This is a genomic window from Variovorax sp. CCNWLW225 (assembly GCF_037204045.1).
In the GTDB taxonomy this organism is placed as follows: domain Bacteria; phylum Pseudomonadota; class Gammaproteobacteria; order Burkholderiales; family Burkholderiaceae_C; genus Variovorax.
Genome location: NZ_JBBCBV010000002.1, coordinates 497,503 through 518,574, shown reverse-complemented (window position 1 = coordinate 518,574; position 21,072 = coordinate 497,503). Strand labels below are relative to the sequence as shown.

The 21,072-nt window shown below is 65.2% G+C and carries 22 protein-coding genes and 1 tRNA gene; 15 read left to right on the top strand and 8 right to left on the bottom strand.

Going from position 1 to position 21,072, the window contains the following annotated elements; genetic code table 11:
- Nucleotides 1-4: 4 nt before the first annotated feature.
- The 4 genes from V9L20_RS07035 to V9L20_RS07020 all read right to left on the bottom strand — a co-directional run bounded on the left by V9L20_RS07035 (nucleotide 5) and on the right by V9L20_RS07020 (nucleotide 4,032).
- On the bottom strand, nucleotides 5-643 hold the full coding sequence (locus V9L20_RS07035) for a LysE family translocator (protein WP_337296006.1): 639 nt from the start codon (nucleotides 641-643) through the stop codon (nucleotides 5-7).
- Nucleotides 640-1,269: an RnfABCDGE type electron transport complex subunit B gene (locus V9L20_RS07030; protein ID WP_337296005.1), complete on the bottom strand. Its 630-nt coding sequence runs from the start codon at nucleotides 1,267-1,269 to the stop codon at nucleotides 640-642. Before V9L20_RS07030 ends, V9L20_RS07035 begins: the two co-directional genes overlap by 4 nt.
- Nucleotides 1,266-2,681, bottom strand: a complete 1,416-nt coding sequence (locus V9L20_RS07025; RefSeq protein WP_337296004.1) for a polyhydroxyalkanoate depolymerase — start codon at nucleotides 2,679-2,681, stop codon at nucleotides 1,266-1,268. The genes V9L20_RS07030 and V9L20_RS07025 overlap by 4 nt, the downstream gene beginning before the upstream one ends.
- Before the next feature lie 154 nt (nucleotides 2,682-2,835).
- Nucleotides 2,836-4,032, bottom strand: coding sequence for an amino acid aminotransferase (locus V9L20_RS07020; protein WP_337296003.1), 1,197 nt, complete (start codon nucleotides 4,030-4,032; stop codon nucleotides 2,836-2,838).
- Between the two features lie 105 nt (nucleotides 4,033-4,137).
- Between V9L20_RS07020 and uvrB the strand changes: the two genes are divergently transcribed.
- The 14 genes from uvrB (at nucleotide 4,138) to V9L20_RS06950 (ending at nucleotide 15,515) form a co-directional block, all read left to right on the top strand.
- Entirely contained in the window at nucleotides 4,138-6,255 is a 2,118-nt protein-coding gene (uvrB, locus tag V9L20_RS07015; RefSeq protein WP_337296002.1) for an excinuclease ABC subunit UvrB, read from the top strand.
- A gap of 232 nt (nucleotides 6,256-6,487) precedes the next feature.
- The gene (gene iscR / locus V9L20_RS07010) at nucleotides 6,488-7,024 is read left to right on the top strand and encodes a Fe-S cluster assembly transcriptional regulator IscR (RefSeq protein WP_093237517.1); all 537 of its coding nucleotides are present in this window, start codon (nucleotides 6,488-6,490) and stop codon (nucleotides 7,022-7,024) included.
- A gap of 84 nt (nucleotides 7,025-7,108) precedes the next feature.
- Nucleotides 7,109-8,329: an IscS subfamily cysteine desulfurase gene (locus tag V9L20_RS07005; RefSeq protein WP_258505813.1), complete on the top strand. Its 1,221-nt coding sequence runs from the start codon at nucleotides 7,109-7,111 to the stop codon at nucleotides 8,327-8,329.
- A 50-nt stretch (nucleotides 8,330-8,379) separates the two neighbouring features.
- Nucleotides 8,380-8,796: a Fe-S cluster assembly scaffold IscU gene (iscU, locus tag V9L20_RS07000; RefSeq protein WP_126747244.1), complete on the top strand. Its 417-nt coding sequence runs from the start codon at nucleotides 8,380-8,382 to the stop codon at nucleotides 8,794-8,796.
- Between the two features lies 1 nt (nucleotide 8,797).
- Entirely contained in the window at nucleotides 8,798-9,121 is a 324-nt protein-coding gene (iscA, locus tag V9L20_RS06995; RefSeq protein WP_007828190.1) for an iron-sulfur cluster assembly protein IscA, read from the top strand.
- Between the two features lie 153 nt (nucleotides 9,122-9,274).
- Nucleotides 9,275-9,793, top strand: a complete 519-nt coding sequence (gene hscB, locus V9L20_RS06990; protein ID WP_281150497.1) for a Fe-S protein assembly co-chaperone HscB — start codon at nucleotides 9,275-9,277, stop codon at nucleotides 9,791-9,793.
- 9 nt (nucleotides 9,794-9,802) lie between these two features.
- Nucleotides 9,803-11,662, top strand: a complete 1,860-nt coding sequence (gene hscA, locus V9L20_RS06985; RefSeq protein WP_337296001.1) for a Fe-S protein assembly chaperone HscA — start codon at nucleotides 9,803-9,805, stop codon at nucleotides 11,660-11,662.
- Between the two features lie 7 nt (nucleotides 11,663-11,669).
- The gene (fdx, locus tag V9L20_RS06980; protein WP_258505820.1) at nucleotides 11,670-12,008 is read left to right on the top strand and encodes an ISC system 2Fe-2S type ferredoxin; all 339 of its coding nucleotides are present in this window, start codon (nucleotides 11,670-11,672) and stop codon (nucleotides 12,006-12,008) included.
- Nucleotides 12,009-12,020: 12 nt separating this feature from the next.
- Nucleotides 12,021-12,728: a DNA polymerase III subunit epsilon gene (gene dnaQ / locus V9L20_RS06975; RefSeq protein ID WP_337296000.1), complete on the top strand. Its 708-nt coding sequence runs from the start codon at nucleotides 12,021-12,023 to the stop codon at nucleotides 12,726-12,728.
- Nucleotides 12,729-12,806: 78 nt separating this feature from the next.
- A tRNA-Val gene (locus tag V9L20_RS06970) sits at nucleotides 12,807-12,881 on the top strand.
- A 171-nt stretch (nucleotides 12,882-13,052) separates the two neighbouring features.
- Nucleotides 13,053-13,163: a stereocilin gene (locus V9L20_RS06965; RefSeq protein WP_082517415.1), complete on the top strand. Its 111-nt coding sequence runs from the start codon at nucleotides 13,053-13,055 to the stop codon at nucleotides 13,161-13,163.
- Nucleotides 13,164-13,195: 32 nt separating this feature from the next.
- A complete protein-coding gene (locus tag V9L20_RS06960; RefSeq protein ID WP_337295999.1) occupies nucleotides 13,196-14,299 on the top strand; it encodes an NAD(P)/FAD-dependent oxidoreductase in 1,104 nt (367 codons plus the stop codon).
- A 145-nt stretch (nucleotides 14,300-14,444) separates the two neighbouring features.
- Nucleotides 14,445-14,741, top strand: a complete 297-nt coding sequence (locus tag V9L20_RS06955) for a glycine zipper domain-containing protein (RefSeq protein ID WP_126747251.1) — start codon at nucleotides 14,445-14,447, stop codon at nucleotides 14,739-14,741.
- Nucleotides 14,742-14,789: 48 nt separating this feature from the next.
- On the top strand, nucleotides 14,790-15,515 hold the full coding sequence (locus tag V9L20_RS06950) for a phage holin family protein (protein ID WP_258505822.1): 726 nt from the start codon (nucleotides 14,790-14,792) through the stop codon (nucleotides 15,513-15,515).
- Nucleotides 15,516-15,555: 40 nt separating this feature from the next.
- Here V9L20_RS06950 and V9L20_RS06945 read toward each other — a convergent pair whose 3' ends face one another.
- Nucleotides 15,556-16,635: a quinone-dependent dihydroorotate dehydrogenase gene (locus V9L20_RS06945; RefSeq protein WP_258505823.1), complete on the bottom strand. Its 1,080-nt coding sequence runs from the start codon at nucleotides 16,633-16,635 to the stop codon at nucleotides 15,556-15,558.
- A gap of 40 nt (nucleotides 16,636-16,675) precedes the next feature.
- Here V9L20_RS06945 and rpiA point away from each other — a divergent pair, with 40 nt between their 5' ends.
- Entirely contained in the window at nucleotides 16,676-17,404 is a 729-nt protein-coding gene (gene rpiA, locus V9L20_RS06940) for a ribose-5-phosphate isomerase RpiA (protein WP_337295998.1), read from the top strand.
- Nucleotides 17,405-17,452: 48 nt separating this feature from the next.
- On the opposite strand, the gene V9L20_RS06935 is transcribed toward rpiA, so the two are convergent.
- From V9L20_RS06935 to folD, 3 genes are read right to left on the bottom strand one after another with little or no spacing between them, the layout of a single operon-like run.
- A complete protein-coding gene (locus V9L20_RS06935; RefSeq protein ID WP_337295997.1) occupies nucleotides 17,453-18,097 on the bottom strand; it encodes a glutaredoxin family protein in 645 nt (214 codons plus the stop codon).
- A 30-nt stretch (nucleotides 18,098-18,127) separates the two neighbouring features.
- Nucleotides 18,128-20,188, bottom strand: coding sequence for a M3 family metallopeptidase (locus tag V9L20_RS06930; RefSeq protein ID WP_337295996.1), 2,061 nt, complete (start codon nucleotides 20,186-20,188; stop codon nucleotides 18,128-18,130).
- A gap of 5 nt (nucleotides 20,189-20,193) precedes the next feature.
- Entirely contained in the window at nucleotides 20,194-21,045 is an 852-nt protein-coding gene (gene folD / locus V9L20_RS06925) for a bifunctional methylenetetrahydrofolate dehydrogenase/methenyltetrahydrofolate cyclohydrolase FolD (RefSeq protein ID WP_281150507.1), read from the bottom strand.
- Nucleotides 21,046-21,072 lie beyond the last annotated feature (27 nt).

Here is a 21,072-nt window from a genome sequence, read left to right as displayed (position 1 = left end):
TGCTTCAGGTGCCCGGACGGCGCCAGAAGGCCAGCGTGGCGGCAAGCAGCCACATGCCGGCCGCGCAACTGCGGTTCAGCACCTTCAGGCCGCGCCGCGAGAGCCAGCGCACGGCTTGCGTGCCGGCGGTCGCGTAGGCCAGCATCACGCAGGTGTCGAGCGCCACGAAGATCGAGCCCAGCAGCAGGTACTGCATGCCTTGCGGCTTGGTGATGTCGATGAACTGCGGCAGAAAGGCCGCGAAGAACAACACCGTCTTGGGGTTCGACAGCGCCACGAGCAAGCTGCGCACAAGCGCGATGCGGCCGTGCGGGCGAACCTCGATGGCGGACTTGGCCAGCGCCTCGCCCAGGTCGGTGGCGTCGCTGCGCCACAGCTTGATGCCAAGCCACACCAGGTAGGCGACGCCCGCCACGCGAATCGCGTTGAAGAGCAGTTCCGATGCGGCCAGCAGAGAGCCGAGCCCGAGCGCGACCACCGCAATGAGCGTGACGCTGCCGAGCGATGCACCCGCAATGCCCCAGCTCGCGCGGCGCATGCCGCCATCGATGCCGTTGGACAGCGCCAGCAGCATCGTGGGCCCCGGAATCACGGCCAGCGCGAGCGAGGCAACCACATAGATGAGCAGGGTGTCGGGTGTCATGGCTTGGCGGCGGGTGGGCGTTGCTGGGCGGCGCGGGCTCGCGCGAGGGCGGCTTCGACGATGGAGCGCTTGCGTGTGTCGGCGGCCTGCGGTTCGGCGGCGGCGGGTGCGGGTTCTTCGATTCGCTTGGCGATACGGCGATGCTCGCCATGCAGTTGATAGCGCTTCAGTGCCGCCTCGGCCTGCGCCTGCGACCATGCGGCCCAGCCTGTGCGGCCCGGCGTTTCGACCTCGAGCGAGATGCAATCGACGGGGCAGACCGGAACGCAGAGCTCGCAGCCCGTGCAATGCGCTTCGATGACCGTGTGCATGCGCTTGTTGATGCCCGCGATGGCATCGGTAGGGCAGGCATCCAGGCAGAGCGTGCAGCCGATGCACCAGGCTTCGTCGATCACCGCCATGGCGCGCGGGCCTTCAGTGCCGAACTGCGGATCGAGCGGCAGCGGCTGGCGGCCCGTGAGCTGCGCCAGCCTGGCAATGCCTTCCGCGCCGCCGGGCGGGCACTGGTTGATGTTCGCCTCTGCGTCGGCCACGGCCTGCGCATAGCCGGCGCAATCGGGGTAGCCGCAACGCGTGCACTGCGTTTGCGGCAGTGCGTTGTGAATGCGTGCGGCCAGCCCGTTCACTTCCTGCGTGCCGCGGGCTTCTTCACGGCGGCAACGGCCACCGCTTTCTTGGCTGCGACATTCTTCTTGGCGGCCACGGCAACCGTCTTCCGTCCGGGCTTGATGCGGTCTTCGGCCGGCAGGGCCTCGCGTGCGCCGGCGCGCCGCTGGGGCTGGTCGTGGGCGGCGATGAACTTCTGCACCTTGGGGTAGACCAGTTCGCGCCAGCGGCGGCCGCTGAAGATGCCGTAGTGGCCCGCGCCCTTGACTTCATAGTGCTCGCGCTGCGCGTCGTCGATGCCGGTGCACAGGCTGTGCGCGGCCTCGGTCTGGCCCGAGCCCGAAATGTCGTCTAGCTCGCCCTCGACCGTGAGGAGGGCGGTGGAGTGAATGTCTTGCGGGCGCACGCGCTCGATCTGACCCTTGGGGTTCTTCACGTCCCAGGTGCCGTTCACGAGCTCGAACTGCTGAAACACGGTGCGAATGGTGTCCAGGTAGTAATCCGCGTCCATGTCGAGCACGGCGTTGTACTCGTCATAGAACTTGCGGTGGGCTTCGGCGCTGGCGTCGTCGCCCTTGATCAGGTCCTTGAAGTAGTCGTAATGGCTGCTGGCATGGCGGTCGGGGTTCATCGCCACAAAGCCCGTGTGCTGCAGGAAGCCCGGGTACACGCGGCGGCCCTCGCCCGGGAAGCCTTGCGGCACCCGGTAGATCACGTTGTTCTCGAACCACTCGTAGCTCTTGTTCATCGCCAGGTTGTTCACCGCGGTGGGCGACTTGCGGGCGTCGATGGGGCCGCCCATCATGGTCATGGTGAGCGGCAGCGGCTCGCCGCGGCTTGCCATGAGCGACACGGCCGCCAGCACCGGCACGGTCGGCTGGCACACGCTCACCACGTGGCAGTTGCCGTATTCGGCTTGCAGTCGGCGGATGAACTCCTGCACGTAGTTGACGTAGTCGTCCAGGTGGAATTCGCCTTGCGACAGCGGCACGAGGCGCGCGTTCTTCCAGTCGGTGATGTAGACCTTGTGGTCCTGCAGCATGGTGCGAACCGTGTCGCGCAGCAGCGTGGCGTAGTGGCCCGACAGCGGCGCCACGATCAGCACCACGGGCTGGCTCTTGAGTGTCTTGAGGGTGTGCGGCTCGTCGGTAAAGCGCTTGAAGCGGCGCAGTTCGCAGAAAGGCTTGTCGAGCTCGACGACTTCCTGGATCACGACGTCGTCGCCGTCGACCTTTACCGACTTGATGTTGAACTCAGGCTTTTCGTAGTCCTTGCCCAGGCGATAGAGCAGGTCGTAGCCGGCAGCCATGCGCTGCGCCATGGGCAACTGGCCCCACACCGCGCCCTGGCCGTAAAGCTTGGACGCCGCTTGCGCGAAGTCCGAGAACGGTTCCATCAAGGAACGCTGGGCTTCGTAGAGTTGATAAAGCATCGCTGGTCTTGGAGTGAAATGTTGCAGTGCAATATATCAGCGCATTTGCGGCGATGCAGGAGGCCAAACCCTACATCTGCCACAGTGCGAGGGTCTTCCGTGAAGGAGTGTGAAGGAATCGCCCGAAACGGATTCCTTCACACTTTGCTGTCACCTAGATGACTTTGGCGATCGACGCGCAGACGTAGTCGATGTTCTTGCTGTTGAGCGCGGCCACGCACATGCGGCCGGTGTCGGTGCCGTACACGCCGAACTCGCTCCGCAGGCGCACCATCTGGTCCTTGCTGAGGCCCGAGTAGCTGAACATGCCGATCTGCGTGGTGATGAAGCTCATGTCTTCCTTCACGCCCGCCGCCTTGAGGCCGTCGACCAGCTTCTGGCGCATGGCCTTGATGCGCACGCGCATTTCGCCGAGTTCCTTTTCCCAGAGGGCGCGCAGTTCGGGGTTGCCGAGCACCGCGGCCACCACGGCGCCGCCGTGGATCGGCGGGTTGCTGTAGTTGGTGCGAATGGCGATCTTGAGCTGCGAGAGCACGCGGCCGGCTTCTTCCTTGTTTTCGCACAGCACCGACAGGGCGCCCACGCGCTCGCCATACAGGCTGAAGCTCTTGGAGAACGAGGTCGAGACGAAGAAGGTCAGGCCGGCGTCGACAAACTTGGCGACAGCGGCGCCGTCTTCCTTCAGGCCGTAGCCGAAGCCCTGGTAGGCCATGTCGAGGAAGGGCACGAGGCCCTTGGCCTTGACGGCGGCAACCACCTGGTCCCACTGCTCGGGCGTGATGTCGTAGCCGGTCGGGTTGTGGCAGCAGGCGTGCAGCACCACCACGGTGCCGGCGGGCGCTGCGTTCAGGGCGGCCAGCATGCCGTCGAAGTTGACGCCGCGCTTGGCGGAGTCGTAGTAGGGGTAGCTTTCGACCACGAATCCGGCGTTGGTGAACAGCGCGCGGTGGTTTTCCCAGCTCGGGTCGCTGATCAGCACCTTGGCGTTGGGGTTGAGCTTCTTCAGGAAGTCGGCGCCGACCTTCAGGCCGCCGGTACCGCCGATGCCCTGCACCGTGGCCACGCGGCCCGACCGCACGGGTTCGCTGTCGGCGCCGAAGACCAGGCCCTTGACGGCGTTGTCGTATGCCACGATGCCGTCGATCGGCAGGTAGCCGCGCGCCGTGGGGGCTTTCATCATGTTCTGTTCGGCGGCCTGCACGCACTGGAGCAGGGGCAGCTTGCCGTTGTCGTCGTAATAGACGCCGACGCCGAGGTTGACCTTGTTGGGGTTGGTGTCGGCTGCAAATTGCTCGTTGAGGCCGAGGATCGGGTCGCGCGGTGCCATTTCGACCGCGGTGAACATAGACATGGAAAGGTCCTTTGGGATGAAAGCTTCGCTGGCAACCGGACTTGCGCTACGCTTTCCGGTTGCCTTGAATTTTACCGGCGCCATCGCCACCTGTCGGGAACAGCCATGCCAGAGAACAACGAAGCCATAGCAGACCTGAAGAAACTGGACCCGATCGGTCCGGCCAAGCAGGGCGAATTCATCAAGTACCCCGATTCGCCATTCGAGCTTTTCCAGCCGTATCCGCCGGCCGGAGACCAGCCGAAGGCGATCGACGGGCTGGTGGAGGGCGTGCTCGACGGCGAGGTGTTCCAGACGCTGCTGGGCGTGACGGGCTCGGGCAAGACCTTCACCATGGCCAACGTGATCGCGCGGCTGGGCCGCCCGGCCATCGTTTTTGCGCCCAACAAGACGCTGGCGGCGCAGCTCTACAGCGAGTTTCGCGAGTTCTTTCCCAAGAACGCGGTCGAGTACTTCGTGAGCTACTACGACTACTACCAGCCCGAGGCCTACGTGCCCCAGCGCGACCTGTTCATCGAGAAAGACTCGTCGATCAACGAGCACATCGAGCAGATGCGGCTTTCGGCCACCAAGAGCGTGCTGGAGCGGCGCGACACGGTCATTGTGGCCACGGTGAGCGCCATTTACGGCATCGGCACGCCCGAGGACTACACGCAGATGCGTTTCATCATGCGGGTGGGCGACAAGATCGGCCAGCGCGACGTGATCGGGCGGCTGATTCGCATGCAGTACACCCGCAACGAGCAGGACTTTTCGCGCGGCACCTTCCGCGTGCGCGGCGACACCATCGACGTGTTTCCGGCCGAGCACAGCGAGCTGGCGATCCGCATCGAGCTGTTCGACGACGAAATCGAGTCGCTGCAGCTGTTCGATCCGCTCACGGGCCGCATCCGCCAGAAGATCCCGCGCTTTACGGTGTATCCGTCGAGCCACTACGTGACGCCGCGCGACAAGGTGCTGGGCGCGGTGGAAACCATCAAGATCGAGCTGGCCGAGCGGCTCAAGGAATTCGTCAGCCAGGGCAAGCTGGTCGAGGCGCAGCGGCTGGAGCAGCGCACCCGCTTCGACCTGGAAATGCTGGCCGAAATCGGCCACTGCAAGGGTATCGAGAACTACACGCGCCACCTCTCGGGGGCGGCGCCGGGCGAACCCCCGGCCACGCTGACCGACTACTTGCCCAAAGACGCCCTGATGTTCCTCGACGAGAGCCACCAGATGGTCGGCCAGCTCAGCGCCATGTACAACGGCGACCGGGCGCGCAAGACCACGCTGGTCGAATACGGCTTCCGGCTGCCGAGCGCCTTGGACAACCGGCCGCTCAAGCTGGAGGAGTTCGAAACGCGCATGCGCCAGTGCATCTTCGTTTCGGCCACTCCGGCGCAGTACGAAAAGGACCATGCCGGCAACGTGGTGGAGCAGCTGGTTCGGCCAACCGGCCTGATCGACCCCGAGGTGGAAGTGCGCCCCGCCACGCACCAGGTGGACGACATACTGGGCGAGATCCGCATCCGGGTGGAAAAGAACGAGCGCGTGCTCATCACCACGCTGACCAAGCGCATGGCCGAGCAGCTGACCGACTACCTGGGCGACAACGGGGTGAAGGTGCGCTACCTCCACAGCGACGTCGACACGGTGGAGCGGGTGGAAATATTGCGCGACCTGCGGCTGGGCACTTTCGACGTGCTGGTGGGCATCAACCTGCTGCGGGAAGGCCTGGACATTCCGGAGGTGTCGCTCGTCGCCATCCTGGACGCCGACAAGGAAGGTTTCCTGCGCGCCGAGCGTTCGCTCATCCAGACCATCGGCCGCGCCGCCCGGAACCTGAACGGCAAGGCCATCCTCTATGCCGACCGGATGACCGACTCGATGAAAAAGGCGATCGATGAAACCGAGCGCCGCCGGGCGCGTCAAATTGCTTATAACGAGGCCAACGGCATCACCCCGCGCAGCATCGTCAAGCAGGTGCGCGACCTGATCGATGGCGTGTACAGCGAAAAGACGGGCAAGGAAATGGCCAAGCTCGACCTGGAACGCGCCAAGGTCGAGGACATGAGCGAAAAGGACATCGCCCGGGAGATCAAGCGGCTCGAAAAGCTCATGCTCGAGCACGCCCGCAACCTCGAATTCGAGAAGGCGGCCCGTGTGCGCGACCAGCTCGCGCTGCTGCGGGAGCAGGCTTTTGGCGCCTCCGGCGGCGACAACATCGCGGTTCTGCCGTCGTAGGCCGGCGCGCCGGTTTCTTCAAGCGGTTTGCGCTGGGGTTTACCCGAGCAGAGTCCAGGGGCTTCTGCTATACTTGACCGAAACACTCAACAACAAAAAAAGAACTTCGCGATGAAGAACCGATCCCACTGGCTGGTTCACCAGCGTCAGGGGTCGGGCAGGGCGGAGACGAAGTCACCGCGGCCCCGGGCCACGGTGTCATTTCAACGGTAAGCACTTGAAGGAGCTTGCGATGCGTCTCACTACCAAAGGCCGTTTTGCGGTCACAGCAATGATCGATCTGGCGCTGCGTCAGAACACCGGTCCGGTCACGCTGGCTGCGATCAGCCAGCGGCAGCAGATTTCGTTGTCGTATCTCGAACAGCTGTTCGGCAAACTGCGCCGCCACGAGCTGGTCGAGTCGACCCGCGGCCCCGGCGGCGGCTACAGCCTTGGCCGCAAGGCTGCGGATATCACCGTCGCAGACATCATTGTTTCCGTCGATGAGCCCATCGATGCCACGCAGTGCGGCGGCAAGGAAAACTGCCTTGGCGAAGCCGGCCGCTGCATGACGCACGAGCTCTGGGCCTCGCTCAACCAGCGCATGGTCGAGTTTCTCGACTCCGTCACGCTGCAAAAGCTGGTCGACGACCAGATCGCCAAGGGCGTGCAAATCGAGAACAAGCCGGTCGTCAAGCGCGCCATTTCCGCGCAGCCGGTGGTCAAGCCGATTCGCGTGAACGCGCCGAACTCGGTCTTTGCCCTCGGCAATGTGTTCGCGAAGTCCTGATGTCCTGAGTTGTGGCGCGCCTGAGGGCGCCGCCATCAGAAGCGCAGATCAAAGAAACAACCCCCACGCCAGCCCGAGCCAGCCATGGACGTAACTCCTCATTTCCCGATCTATCTCGACTACGGCGCCACCACGCCGTGCGACCCGCGCGTGGTCGACGCCATGATTCCCTGGTTGCGCGAGCATTTCGGCAACCCGGCATCGCGCAGCCATGCCTGGGGCTGGGAAGCCGAAGAGGCGGTCGAGAAGGCGCGCGGCCAGGTGGCCGAGCTGATCAATGCCGACCCGCGTGAAATCGTCTGGACGTCGGGCGCCACCGAGTCGATCAACCTGGCGCTCAAGGGTGCGGCCCACTTCTACAAGGGCAAGGGCAAGCACCTGATCACCCTGAAGACCGAGCACAAGGCCGTGCTCGACACCATGCGCGAACTCGAGCGCCAGGGCTTTGAGGTGACTTACCTCGACGTCGAGGAAAACGGCCTGGTCGACCTCGACAAGTTCAAGGCCGCGATCCGTCCCGACACCATCCTAGCGAGCGTGCTGTTCGTGAACAACGAAATCGGCGTGATCCAGGACGTGGTTGCGCTGGGCAATGCCTGCCGCGAAAAGGGCGTGATCTTCCACGTCGACTCGGCCCAGGCCACCGGCAAGGTCGAGATCGACATCACGAAGCTGCCCATCGACCTGATGAGCCTGGCTTCGCACAAGACCTACGGCCCGAAGGGCATCGGCGCGCTTTACGTGCGCCGCAAGCCGCGCATTCGCCTCGAAGCGCAAATGCACGGCGGTGGCCATGAGCGCGGCATGCGCTCGGGCACGCTGCCCACGCACCAGATCGTGGGCATGGGCGAGGCCTACCGCATTGCCAAGCTCGAAATGAAGGACGACATCGCCCATGCGCGCCGCCTGCAGAAGCGTCTGCTCGACGGCCTGAAAGACGTGGAGCAGGTGTTCATCAACGGCGACCTCGAGCAGCGTGTGCCGCACAACCTGAACATGAGCTTCAACTACGTCGAAGGCGAGTCGCTGATCATGGGCATCAAGGGCCTGGCGGTGTCGTCGGGTTCGGCCTGCACCTCGGCCAGCCTGGAGCCCAGCTATGTGCTGCGCGCCCTCGGCCGCAGCGACGAGCTGGCTCACAGCAGCCTGCGCATGACCATCGGCCGTTTCACGACCGAAGAAGAAATCGACTACGCCATCTCGACCATCAAGCACAACGTTGCAAAGCTGCGCGAGTTGAGCCCCCTGTGGGAGATGTTCCAGGACGGCGTTGACATCAGCACGATCCAGTGGTCGGCCCACTGACGCCGGACCGCACCAGGCTCCACGATTGAACAAAGTTTGAGAGGTACACCATGGCATATTCATCCAAGGTCATCGACCACTACGAAAATCCCCGCAACGTCGGCTCCTTCGAAAAGGGCGACGACTCGGTAGGCACCGGCATGGTCGGCGCACCGGCTTGCGGCGACGTCATGAAGCTGCAGATCAAGGTCAACCCCGAAACCGGCGTAATCGAAGACGCACGCTTCAAGACCTACGGCTGCGGTTCGGCCATTGCCTCGTCGTCGCTCGTGACCGAATGGGTCAAGGGCAAGACGCTCGACGAAGCGGCTGCGCTCAAGAACGCGCAAATCGCCGAAGAACTGGCTTTGCCGCCCGTCAAGATCCACTGCTCGATCCTGGCTGAAGACGCCATCAAGGCTGCCGTGAGCGACTACAAGGCCAAGCACGGCGTCAAGACGGCGCAAGCCGAGCCGGCAGTCCACTGACATGGCTGTCACGCTGACTGAAGCCGCTGCGCGCCACGTGACCCGCTACCTCGGCAAGCGGGGCAAGGGCGTGGGCGTGCGGCTGGGCGTGAAGACCACCGGATGCTCGGGGCTGGCCTACAAGCTCGAGTACGTGGACGAGTTCACGCCCGAAGACGTGGTGTTCGAAGACCACGGCGTGAAGGTGCTGGTCGACCCGAAGAGCCTGGCTTATATCGACGGCACGCAGCTCGACTTCGTGCGCGAGGGCTTGAACGAGGGTTTCAAGTTCATCAACCCGAACGAGCGCGACCGTTGCGGCTGCGGGGAAAGTTTCCGCATCTGATGCGCCGTCGCTGACCGCGACAACAGCCGCCACCATGTCATGTGCTGGCGGTTTTTTCTTGATCCTTATGGGCCCCCACGTTCGGCACTTTGTGTCCTCACTGCCCCCCGAGGGGGCGCAGACCGCCTTTGGGGCGGCCCGGCAGGCAGTCTGATGAACCTCAACGACACCGACTTCCAATTGTTCGCCGTCCCGGCCACGTTCGCGCAGGACCGCGCCGCGCTCGACGCGCGCTGGAAAGAGCTGCAGCGCGAAGCGCACCCGGACCGCTTTGCCGCGCAAGGCGCCGCGGCGCAGCGCGTGGCCATGCAGTGGTCGGTGCGCATCAACGAGGCCTATCAACGGCTGAAAGACCCGATCCGCCGCGCGAGCTACATCTGCGAGTTGAACGGTGCGCCGCTCAACGCCGAGAACAACACGGCCATGCCGCCCGATTTCTTGATGCAGCAGATGGAATGGCGCGAGGCGCTCGACGACGCGGACGATGTCGAAGCGGTTGAGAAGCTGCAGGCGGAGGTCGAAGCCGGCCGCGCGCGCGCGCTGTCGTCGCTCGACTGGCTGATCGACGAGAAGGGCGACTACCCCGCCGCCGCGCAGCAGGTGAGAGCCCTCATGTTCATTGAGCGTTTCGGCCAGGACGTCGAGGCCAAGTTCGATCAGTTGGGACAATAAGCCCTATATATGGCTCTTCTACAGATTTCAGAACCCGGCCAGGCCCCAGATCCGCATCAGCGCCGTATTGCCGTAGGCATCGACCTGGGCACCACGCATTCGCTGGTGGCCGCGGTGCGCAACGGCGTGGCCGAATGCCTGCCCGACGACCAGGGCCGCGTGCTGCTGCCTTCGGTGGTGCGCTACTTGGACGGCGACCGCCGGCAGATTGGCTTCGATGCCGTGGCGGCACGCGGGCAAGACCCCGCCAACACCATCACCTCGGTCAAGCGTCTCATGGGCCGGGGGCTGGCCGACATCGCCAACCGCGAATCGATGTCGTACCGCATCGACAGCAGCGACGGCGGCATGGTGAAGGTGCAGACGCTCGCGGGCGAAAAATCGCCGGTCGAAATCAGCGCCGAAATTCTGGCGACGCTGCGCTACCGCGCCGAAGACACCTTCGACGATGAGCTCTATGGCGCGGTCATCACCGTGCCCGCGTATTTCGACGAAGGCCAGCGACAGGCCACCAAGGATGCCGCGCAACTGGCGGGCCTCAATGTGCTGCGCCTGATCAGCGAGCCGACGGCCGCTGCGATTGCCTATGGCCTCGATAACGCCAGCGAAGGCGTCTACGCGGTGTACGACCTGGGCGGCGGCACCTTCGACATCTCGATCCTGCGGCTCACGCAGGGTGTGTTCGAGGTGATTGCCACCGGCGGCGACTCGGCACTCGGCGGCGACGACTACGACCACGCGCTTGCCGGCTTCGTGCTCGCGCAGACCGGCGCGCACGCCGAAAGCGATGGCGACAGGGCCGCATTGCTGGTCGCCGCGCGTGCCGCCAAAGAAGCGCTGACCGATTCCGAATCGACCACTTTCCGCGCAGAGATTGCGGGTCAAGCGATTCAATTCGAAGTGACCCGCGCGCAATTCGACGTCGCCACCAAGCCGCTCACCGACCGCACCATTGCCGCTGTTCGCAAGGCGCTGCGCGACGCAAAGCTCAAGCCGGACGAACTGCAGGGCATCGTGCTGGTCGGCGGTTCCACCCGCATGCCGCAGGTCCGCCGCGCCGTCGCCGAATTCTTCGGCCGCGAGCCGCTCGTCAACCTGAACCCCGACGAAGTCGTGGCGCTCGGCGCCGCCATCCAGGCCAATCAGCTGGCCGGCAACAACGGCGCGGGCGACCTGCTGCTGCTCGACGTGATTCCGCTGTCGCTCGGCATCGAGACCATGGGTGGCCTGGTCGAGCGCATCGTGCCGCGCAACCAGACCATCCCCACCGCGATGGCGCAGGACTTCACCACCTATCAAGACGGCCAGACGGCCCTTGCGTTGCACGTGGTGCAGGGCGAGCGCGACCTGGTCGCCGATTGCCGGAGCCTCGCACGCTTCACCTTGCGCGGCATCCCGCCGATGGCCGCGGGTGCGGCGCGCATCCGCGTGACCTTCACGGTCGATGCCGATGGACTGCTGAGCGTCAGCGCCAAGGAGCAGGGCAGCGGCGTCGAGGCCAGCGTCACGGTCAAGCCGTCGTACGGACTTTCGGACGACCAGATCGCGACCATGCTGCAGGAGAGTTTTTCCACGGCTCAGCAGGACATGCAGGCGCGTGCGCTGGTCGAGGCCCGCGTGGATGCCGAGCGCATGCTGCTTGCCACGCAGAGCGCACTCGATGCCGACGGCGATTTGCTGACCGAAGATGAACGTGCCGCCATCGATGCGTCGATGGCAAAGCTGCGCGAAGCCGCTACGGCCACCGACGCCGCCACGATAGAAGCCGCCACCAAGGCGCTGGCCAACGACACCGAGGCCTTCGCCGCCCAGCGCATGAACGCGGGCATTGCGCGCGCCTTGTCGGGCCGCAAGGTCGAATCCCTCTAAGAACAACATGCCCACCATCAAGATATTTCCGCATCCCGAGTACTGCCCGCAGGGTGCAGAAATCACGGCGCCGGCCGGTACCTCCATATGCGAGGCGCTGCTCGACAATCACATCAATATCGAGCACGCGTGCGAGATGAGCTGCGCCTGCACCACCTGCCACGTCATCGTGCGCCAGGGGTTCAGTTCGCTGAACGAAGCCGAAGAGGGCGAGGAAGACCTGCTCGACCGCGCCTGGGGCCTGGAGCCACAATCGCGCCTCAGCTGCCAGGCCATCCTGGCGCAGGAAGACGTGACGGTCGAGATTCCCAAATACTCGATCAACCACGCCAAAGAGAACCATTGAAGAAGGCACCGAATGTCGCGCCAGATCGTCCTCGACACTGAAACCACCGGACTTTCCGCCGAGAACGGCGACCGCATCATCGAGCTCGGCTGCGTGGAGCTGTTCGCGCGCAAGCTCACGGGCAACGACCTGCACATCTACTTCAACCCCGAGCGCGAGAGCCATGAAGACGCGCTCAAGGTGCACGGTCTCACGACCGACTTCTTGCGCGACAAGCCGAAGTTCGCCACGCTGGCCAACGACATCGTCGAGTACCTGCGCGGCGCCGAGCTGATCATTCACAACGCAGCCTTCGACGTCGGCTTTCTCAACAAGGAACTCGAGCTGGCCGGCCTGCCGCCGCTGCGCACCTTCGTCGGCGAAGTGACCGACACGCTGGCCATGGCCAAGCAGGTGTACCCGGGCAAGCGCAATTCGCTCGATGCGCTGTGCGACCGCTTCGGTGTCGACCGCTCGAACCGCACCTTCCACGGCGCCAAGCTCGACGCGCAGCTGCTGGCCGACGTGTACATCAATCTCACGCGCGGCCAGGACGCGCTGCTGATCGACGTGTCGTCGAACGAACCGGCGCAGGGCACCACGGTGGTTGCGATCGACCTGAGCCAGTTCGACCTGCCGGTGATCATGGCGGCCGAGCAGGAGCTTACGGCACACGAGGCCGTGTTGTCGCAACTCGACAAATCCAGCAACGGACGCACGCTGTTTCGGCAAAACGCCTGAAATGCTGTGGCATAATCGAAGGCTTCGCGCAACGCGATTAATTCAACGGCACTGAAACACGGCGCCAGAGAATTGACAGGGCGGTTAGCTCAGGGGTAGAGCACAGCATTCACACTGCTGGGGTCGGAGGTTCGAAGCCTCCACCGCCCACCAAATTCCCCAAACAAAAAGCGACTTGGATTGTGTCCAAGTCGCTTTTTGTTTTGCGCGCCGCTTTTTGGCCCTCCGCACGGAACTGTCGACTCGTGCTGACCCCAGCTCCCGCTTCGCGCCGGCTCAATTCCGTGGCGGAGCGCGTACACCCAGGGGGGAAGGAGACCGATCATGGCCACTCACCCCGACATTCCGCCCGACCTGCCCGTGGAGCCCGACGAAGGGCCGAGCACGCCGCCGGACGATCCGACTGACCCCGAGCCTCCACCCACCACCTCGTGAATCTGGCGCGCGAGCCGCGATAAGCTCACGCCATGGATGAACTTGATTGCGCCGTCATCGGCGGGGGTGTGGTGGGCCTGGCCGTGGCGCGCGCGTTGGCGCTCGCGGGCCGGGAAGTGGTGGTGCTCGAGGCGGAAGGCGCCATTGGCACTGGAACCAGTTCTCGTAACAGCGAGGTGATTCACGCGGGCATCTACTACCCGCAGGGCTCGCTCAAGGCCCGCCTGTGCGTGGAGGGCAAGCAGGCACTTTATGAATATGCCGCGGAGCGCGGCTTGCCGCACAAGCGCTGCGGCAAGCTCATCGTGGCGACTTCGCCCGAGCAGGTGGCGCAACTCGAAGTCATTCGCGCCAAGGCTGCGGCCAATGGCGTCGACGACCTCGTGCTGCTGACTGCGGACGAGGCCCTTGCCATGGAGCCGCAGCTGCATTGCGTGGCCGCATTGCACTCGCCGAGCACCGGCATTGTCGACAGCCACGCGCTGATGCTGAGCCTGCTGGGCGACCTGGAGAACGCAGGTGGAATGCTGGCACTGAAATCGCCCATTGCACGCGCGGAATGTGGCGCGGACGCTATCGTGCTGGTAGCGGAAGACGGCACTGCGCTGCGCTGCAACACCGTCATCAATGCAGCGGGGCTCAACGCGCCCGGGCTGGCCAGGCGGTTCGAAGGCCTGCCCGGGGCGGCCATACCGACGGCGTACTTTGCCAAGGGCAACTACTTCACCCTGTCTGGACGTGCGCCTTTCACTCGGTTGATCTACCCGGTGCCCGAGCCCGGCGGCTTGGGGGTGCACCTGACGCTCGACCTGGGCGGGCAGGCCAAGTTCGGGCCCGATGTGCAATGGGTGGAGTCCGCCGACGACCTGGTGGTGGACCCGGCGCGCGGCGACGGCTTTTACGCTGAGGTGCGCAAATACTGGCCCGCGCTGCCCGACGGGGGATTGATCCCGGGCTATGCGGGCATGCGCCCCAAGATCTCGGGGCCGGACGAGCCGGCGCGCGATTTCATGATCGAGGGACCGGAATCGCATGGGGTAAGGGGCTTGGTCAACCTCTTCGGCATCGAATCGCCGGGGCTCACAAGCAGCCTTGCCATCGGAGGCTACGTGGCTCGCTTGCTTGAAAGCGCCTGAGGGATGCCGCGCAGCCCCTTTGTGTGCAGAAGTCTGAAGAACTGCCGCGCATGAGGGGCTTTTGTGCCTGTAACATGACACCACGCCATTTGCTGGCGTGAAGCCGCCGGCGCGGTGCCGGTGTCATCACGGAGGAAAGATTCCAATGAGTGCATCCAACAACATCGAGGCAGCAGCCGAAGACATCGCGAGCGACGTGCGCGGCGTGCTGGCCAGCAAGGACCTGGATTCGGTTCCCCACATCAAGGCGCTGCGCCAGCGCATCGACACCAAGCTTGCCATTGCACGCGAGCTTGCGGCGGAGAAGAGCAAGATCGCAGCCCAGAAGGCTCGCGAGGCGGCCAACACCGCCAACGCCTACGCCCACGACGAACCGTGGCAGATTGCCGGCGCAGCGCTGGCAGTTGGTGTGCTGGTGGGTTTGCTGCTTGGCCGCCGCTGACCTGAGCACACACCGCCGCGTTGTCCGTCGCCGAGCAGGAGCCGGCGCATGAGCTTGCTGTCCCTGTTCGGGCTCAATGCCCGTTTGCGGCGGCTTCGCATTGCCGCGGCCGAAGGCGCGCTGGCGGCCGAAGACCGTGTGCAGCTCTTGCGCATGGCCTGGGAGGACGAGAAGCAGCGCCTCAAGCTGATGCTCGTGCTGGTGGTGGCCGTGCTCGGGCTGACCACGGTGGCGGTGGCGTTGCTGTCGATGGCGGTGGTGGTGCACTTCTGGGACACGCCGCATCGCGTTGCGGCTGCGTGGGCGGTGGCGGCTGTGTGGATCGTGCTCTGGCTGGCCGCCGCGCTGGGTCTGTTTCTGACGCTTCGCAATGCCTCGAACAGCTTCATGCCGGCGCGCCATGAATTCGAACGCGACTGGACCTGGGTTCAGGACCGTTTCGGTCTCGGCAAGGACCCCGACCAGGACGAAGAGGCGCCGCGTCCCCCGCGGCCCGCCACGCGCGAAGAGCTGCTGGCCCGCATGGACCGTCAGCGCGAACGCATTGCCACCATGCAGGGCGGCCCGCGCAAGTCGCAGCCCGCCGGTGCGGCAGCAGCGGCTCCAGAAGCACCGCCCGCGGACGAAACGGCCTCCGCCGCTGCGCTGCGCATTGCGCGGGAGCATCCGGTGGCGACGGGTGTCGTCGCTGCGGTGGCGCTGGTGGTGATTCGTCCCAAGCGGCTGTTGCGCTGGGCAGCGGTCGTTGCGCCGGTGCTCTGGCGCATGCGTTGAAAACCGGCGCTGAAAACCAGCGCTGAAAACGCGCGAACGCTCAGGCAGCGCTGCGAGCTTGCAGCAACGCCTGAGCCGCTTCGCGCACGAGGGCCGGGCCGCGGTAGATGAGGCCGGTGTAGATCTGCACCACGTCGGCGCCCGCGGAAATCTTGGCCTTGGCATCGGCTCCACTCAGGATGCCGCCCACCCCGATGATCGGAAAACCTGTTCCCAGGGCCGCGCGCAACTGGGCGATCACGCGGTTGCTCGCCTCGCGCACGGGGGCACCCGAAAGTCCGCCGGCTTCGTCGGCATGCGGCAGGCCCGCAACAGCGTCGCGTGCCAGGGTGGTGTTGGTGGCAATCACGCCGTCCATGCCGTGGCGCTGCAGCGTGGCGGCGATGACCGCAACCTGGCTTTCGTCGAGATCGGGCGCGATCTTCACGAACAGCGGAACGCGCTTGCCGCCGCGGTCGGCAAGCACCTGCCGCCGCTCGGCGATGGCACCCAGCAACGCGTCGAGCGCTTCGTCGCTCTGCAGCGTACGCAAGTTGGCCGTGTTGGGGCTCGAGATATTGATGGTCACGTAGTCGGCATGCGCATACACGCCGTCCAGGCAGGCCACATAGTCGTCCACCGCCCGCTCGATGGGGGTGCTGGCGTTCTTGCCGATGTTGAGGCCGAGCAGCATCGGCTTCTTGCCCGAGTTGCCGCCGTTCTTGCGGAAGCGCGCCTTCTGCACGTTGGCCAGAAAGGCGTCGAGTCCCTCGTTGTTGAACCCGAGCCGGTTGATCAGCGCGTCGCGCTGCGGCAGGCGGAATATGCGCGGCTTCGGGTTGCCCGGCTGTGCCTTCGGCGTGACGGTGCCGACCTCGACAAAGCCGAAGCCCATGGCCGCGAAAGCGTCGATGCAGCGGGCGTTCTTGTCGAGCCCGGCCGCCAGGCCGACGCGATTCGGGAATTGCAGCCCCGCGAGGGTGACCGAGTCTTCGACGCGCGAAGCGGCGTACGCGCAGGCCAGCGGCGTGTTCTGGGTGCGGGCCAGGCCGTCGAGGGTGAGTTCGTGGGCATGTTCCGGGTCGAAGCCGAACAGAAAGGGCCGGGCCAGGCCGTAGAGCGAAGAGGGGAGCAGGGGCATCGGATAATTCTCGACTTCAATGAGCCAAGGATTCTCCGCGATGACTGCACCCGTTTCCCCTTCTTCCGCTCCCGGCGCCGGCGCCACCAGCGCAATCTCCCAGGACGAGCTCAAGGCCCAGGTTGGCCGGGCTGCGCTGGCCTATGTGGTGAAGGGCGAAATCGTCGGCGTGGGCACCGGCTCGACCGTGAACAAGTTCATCGACGCCCTGGCCACCATCAAGGACGAGATCAAGGGCGCGGTGTCGAGCTCGGTCGCCTCGACCGAACGCCTGCGCGCGCTGGGCATTCCGGTGTTCGACAGCAACGAGGTCGAGGAACTCGGCGTCTACATCGACGGTGCGGACGAAATCGATCATCGCGGCTTCATGGTGAAGGGCGGCGGTGCGGCGCTCACGCGCGAAAAGATCGTGGCGGCGCAGTCGCGGCGCTTTGTGTGCATTGCCGACGCATCCAAGCTGGTCGACACGCTCGGCGCCTTTCCGCTGCCGGTGGAGGTCATTCCGATGGCGGCGCGCCGCGTCATGCGGCAGTTCGAGGCCATGGGCGGCATTGCGCAGGTGCGGGAAAAAGACGGTGTGGCGCTGGTGACCGACAACGGGCAGCACATCGTCGACGTCACCGGGCTGCGGATCAGCGACCCGCTTGCCTTCGAATCCGAGGTGAGCCAGTGGCCGGGCGTGGTCACCGTCGGTGTGTTCGCTCACCAGAAGGCCGACGTGTGCCTGCTGGGCACGCCCTCGGGCGTGCAAACGATGACGTTCGAGTGAAGAGAAAAGCGGCTGCCGGCGTCAACCGGCGGCCCGCTCAGGAACCGCTCAGAACTTGATGCCTGCCGGGTTGCTGGGAGTCGGCCCGCTGGGAGCAGGCGCAGGCTGCTGCGGAGCAGGAGTGGCCGGCGCGGGTTCGCGCGCCACGGGTGCCGCCTGCACCGCAACCAGCGGTCGGGCCGGCGGGTTGCGGTAAGTCGCCGGCAGGCTGTTGCTCTTCGGGTAGCCCGCGGCATCGAGGTACTGCGACCATTCAGTATCGGAAAAGCCCTTGAGCTGCTGCGAACCGATCGTCAGCAACGGCAGCGAGGCCTGGCTGCTCATCCGCTGCAGCGCCTCGACGTCCTGGTTGCTCTTGACGGTGCGTTCTTCGAAAGGAATGCCGCGCGTGGTGAGCAGCGAGCGGGCGGCGCCGCACGGCGCGCATTCTTCGCCCGTGTACAGCGTCACGGGATAGCGCTGTGCCACCTGGCGCAGTTCATACGGCAGGCCGGCATTGGCCGGCGACGTGATGCCGGCTTGCGGGCCTGCGGCGGGCTCGGTGCTGGCGGTGGGGGCCCGGTCCGAGAAAGTGACCTTGCCGTTCTTGTCGACGTTGCGATAGATCGGCTGGGCCATGGCACCTGCTGCAACGAGCAGCAGGGCGAGGCCGGACAGGCAATGCAAGGAGGTTTTCTTTTGGATCGAATGCATTGCCTGAGTATCGCAAGCTTCAGGCCCGCTTCAAACGGGCTGGGCCTGCGCCATGCCCTGGTGTCGCAGCAGCGCATCAAGCTGCGGCTCGCGGCCGCGGAAAGCCTTGAACGAATCCATGGCGCTGCGGCTGCCGCCCGCTTCGAGGATGGCCTGGCGATACCTGCGGCCGGTCTCGATGTTCGGCTGGCCGTCGGCGCCCACGGTTTCCTCGAAGGCGGCGTAGGCGTCGGCGCTCAGCACCTCGGCCCACTTGTAGCTGTAGTAGCCGGCCGCGTAGCCGCCCGAGAAGATGTGGCTGAAGGTGTTGGGCGTGCGGCTGAAAGGCGGCGCAGGCATCACGGCCACTTCGGCGCGTACCTTGCCCAGCAGCGCGAGCACGCCGCCCGGCTGCGCACTGGCGGCCTGGTATTCGGTGTGCAGCAGCATGTCGAACAGCGAGAACTCGATCTGGCGCAAGGTCTGCAGGCCGCTCTGGAAGTTCTTGGCGGCGGTCATCTTGTCGAACAGCGCGCGCGGCAGCGGCTCGCCGGTATCGACGTGGGCGGTCATGTGCCTGAGCACGTCCCATTCCCAGCAGAAGTTTTCCATGAACTGGCTCGGCAGCTCGACGGCATCCCATTCGACGCCGCTGATGCCGGACACGTCGCGCTCGTTCACCTGCGTGAGCATGTGGTGCAGGCCGTGGCCGAATTCGTGGAAGAGGGTGGTCACGTCGTCGTGCGTGAGGAGCGGCGGCTTGCCGTCCACACCGCTCGCAAAGTTGCACACCAGCTGCGCCACCGGCGTTTGCAGGGTGCCGTCGTCGGGCCGCAGCCAGCGTGCGCGCACGTCGTCCATCCACGCACCGCCGCGCTTGGCGGCACGGGCCGAGGGGTCGAGATAGAACTGGCCGACCTTCTGCACGCCGCCAGCCGTCTGGCGTTCGATGCGATAGAACTCGACGCTGGGGTGCCAGGTGGGGGCGCTGTCGCGCCGGATGGAAACCTCGAACAGCGTTTCGACGATCTTGAACAGGCCGGCCATCACCTTGGGCGCCGGAAAGTACTGCTTCACCTCCTGCTCGCTGAAGGCGTACCGCGCTTCCTTCAGCTTTTCGCCGATGTAGCTCCAGTCCCAGGCTTGCGGATCGGCAATGCCCAGTTGCTCCGATGCGAACGCGCGCAGGTCGGCGAGATCGCGCTCGCCATAGGGCTTGGCCTTGGCCGCGAGGTCGCGTAGGAACTTGACCACCTGCTCGGGCGATTCGGCCATCTTGGGCACGACCGAGAGTTCGCCGAAATTCTTGTAGCCGAGCAGCCTGGCTTCTTCTTCGCGCAGCGCGAGGATCTCGTTGATGAGCGCGGTGTTGTCGAAGGCCGGGTCGCCGAGCTCGCTGGCGCGCGTGACATACGCGCGGTAGAGCGTTTCGCGCAGCGCGCTGCTCTTGGCAAACTGCATCACGGGCAGGTAGCAGGGCATCTTGAGCGTGAGCTTGTAGCCCTGCTTGCCCTCGGCTTCGGCGGCCGCGCGGGCGGCGCCAATCACGTCTTCAGGCACGCCCTCGAGCTCGCCAAGCGCTGCGTAGTATGAGAAAGCGTCGGTGGCGTCGAGCGCGTTCTCGCTGAATTTCTGGCTCAGCTCGGCCTGGCGCTCCTGGATGTCGGCAAAGCGCTTTTTCGCATCGCCTTGCAGTTCCGCGCCGCCGAGCACGAAATTGCGCACTGCGTTGCGATGTGCCTGGCGTTGCTCGGGGTTGAGGGCGGCTGCGTCAATCGCCTTGTACTTGGCGTACAGGCGCTCGTCGGAACCCAGGCGTGTCCAGAAAGCGGTGACGCGGGGCATGGCCTCGTTGTAGGCGGCGCGCAGCTCCGGCGTATCGGCCACGGCGTTGAGATGGCCCACGGCGCCCCAGGCGCGGCTGAAGCGTTCGGACGCCACGTCGAGCACCTTCGAAATCGCATTCCAGTCGGCCGGAAAGTCGGCCGCCGTGACGGTCTGCAGCGCCGCCTCGGCATCGGCCAGCAAGATGTCGACCGCGGGCGCGACGTGCTCGGGCTTGATGCGGTCGAACAGCGGGAGATCGGCGAAGTCGAGGAGGGGGTTGGTCATGGAAATCACTTTGCGGCGCGTTCCGCAGCTTCAAGGGTGTTGGCGAGCAGCATTGCGCGCGTCATGGGGCCGACGCCGCCGGGCACGGGGGTGATCCAGCTGGCTACTTCCTTGACGCCGTCGAAATCCACGTCGCCGGCCAGCTTGCCGTCTTCCTTGCGGTTCATGCCCACGTCGATCACCACGGCGCCCGGCTTCACCATGTCGGCCGTTAGCAGGTTGCGCTTGCCCACGGCGGCGACGATCACGTCGGCCTGCCGGGTGATGGCGGCCAGGTCTTGCGTGGCGCTGTGGCAGATGGTGACGGTGGCGTTCTTGGCCAGCAGCATCATGGCCATCGGCTTGCCGACGATGTTGCTGCGGCCGATGACCACCGCGTGCTTGCCGCGCAGGTCGTAGCCGATGGATTCGAGCATCTTCATGCAACCGTGTGGCGTGCAGGGCCAGAAGCCCGGCTGGCCGACCATCAGCGCGCCGGCGCTGGCCACGTGGAAGCCGTCGACGTCCTTGGCCGGAGAGATGGCTTCGATGACGCGGTGGCTGTCCATGTGCTTGGGCAACGGCAGCTGCACAAGAATGCCGTGCACCTGGGGGTCGTCGTTGAGCGCCTCGATGCGGGCCAGCAGTTCGGGCTCGGTCATGCTGGCGGAATGGCGCTCGAGATGGGCGGTGAGCCCGGTCTGGCTGCTGTCGTTGACCTTGTGCTTCACGTAGACCTGGCTCGCCGGATCTTCACCCACCAGGATGATGGTCAGCGTGGGTTCCACGCCGCGTGCCTTCAGTGCGGCAATGCGGCCGGCAACATCGGCGCGGATTTTCTGGGCCAGCGCGTTGCCATCGATCAATTGAGCGGTCATCGGTTTCGATTTTCCAAGTAAAAACGC

Coding starts and splice junctions, on each gene's coding strand:
- V9L20_RS07035 (WP_337296006.1), bottom strand. CDS start 643: ATGACACCCGACACCCTGCTCATCTATGTGGTTGCCTCGCTCGCGCTG.
- folD (WP_281150507.1), bottom strand. CDS start 21,045: ATGACCGCTCAATTGATCGATGGCAACGCGCTGGCCCAGAAAATCCGC.
- V9L20_RS06930 (WP_337295996.1), bottom strand. CDS start 20,188: ATGACCAACCCCCTCCTCGACTTCGCCGATCTCCCGCTGTTCGACCGC.
- V9L20_RS06950 (WP_258505822.1), top strand. CDS start 14,790: ATGAGCTTGCTGTCCCTGTTCGGGCTCAATGCCCGTTTGCGGCGGCTT.
- hscA (WP_337296001.1), top strand. CDS start 9,803: ATGGCTCTTCTACAGATTTCAGAACCCGGCCAGGCCCCAGATCCGCAT.
- iscU (WP_126747244.1), top strand. CDS start 8,380: ATGGCATATTCATCCAAGGTCATCGACCACTACGAAAATCCCCGCAAC.
- V9L20_RS06935 (WP_337295997.1), bottom strand. CDS start 18,097: ATGCATTCGATCCAAAAGAAAACCTCCTTGCATTGCCTGTCCGGCCTC.
- rpiA (WP_337295998.1), top strand. CDS start 16,676: ATGACTGCACCCGTTTCCCCTTCTTCCGCTCCCGGCGCCGGCGCCACC.
- hscB (WP_281150497.1), top strand. CDS start 9,275: ATGAACCTCAACGACACCGACTTCCAATTGTTCGCCGTCCCGGCCACG.
- dnaQ (WP_337296000.1), top strand. CDS start 12,021: ATGTCGCGCCAGATCGTCCTCGACACTGAAACCACCGGACTTTCCGCC.
- V9L20_RS06960 (WP_337295999.1), top strand. CDS start 13,196: ATGGATGAACTTGATTGCGCCGTCATCGGCGGGGGTGTGGTGGGCCTG.
- uvrB (WP_337296002.1), top strand. CDS start 4,138: ATGCCAGAGAACAACGAAGCCATAGCAGACCTGAAGAAACTGGACCCG.
- V9L20_RS06965 (WP_082517415.1), top strand. CDS start 13,053: ATGGCCACTCACCCCGACATTCCGCCCGACCTGCCCGTGGAGCCCGAC.
- V9L20_RS07025 (WP_337296004.1), bottom strand. CDS start 2,681: ATGCTTTATCAACTCTACGAAGCCCAGCGTTCCTTGATGGAACCGTTC.
- iscR (WP_093237517.1), top strand. CDS start 6,488: ATGCGTCTCACTACCAAAGGCCGTTTTGCGGTCACAGCAATGATCGAT.
- V9L20_RS06955 (WP_126747251.1), top strand. CDS start 14,445: ATGAGTGCATCCAACAACATCGAGGCAGCAGCCGAAGACATCGCGAGC.
- V9L20_RS06945 (WP_258505823.1), bottom strand. CDS start 16,635: ATGCCCCTGCTCCCCTCTTCGCTCTACGGCCTGGCCCGGCCCTTTCTG.
- iscA (WP_007828190.1), top strand. CDS start 8,798: ATGGCTGTCACGCTGACTGAAGCCGCTGCGCGCCACGTGACCCGCTAC.
- V9L20_RS07005 (WP_258505813.1), top strand. CDS start 7,109: ATGGACGTAACTCCTCATTTCCCGATCTATCTCGACTACGGCGCCACC.
- fdx (WP_258505820.1), top strand. CDS start 11,670: ATGCCCACCATCAAGATATTTCCGCATCCCGAGTACTGCCCGCAGGGT.
- V9L20_RS07020 (WP_337296003.1), bottom strand. CDS start 4,032: ATGTCTATGTTCACCGCGGTCGAAATGGCACCGCGCGACCCGATCCTC.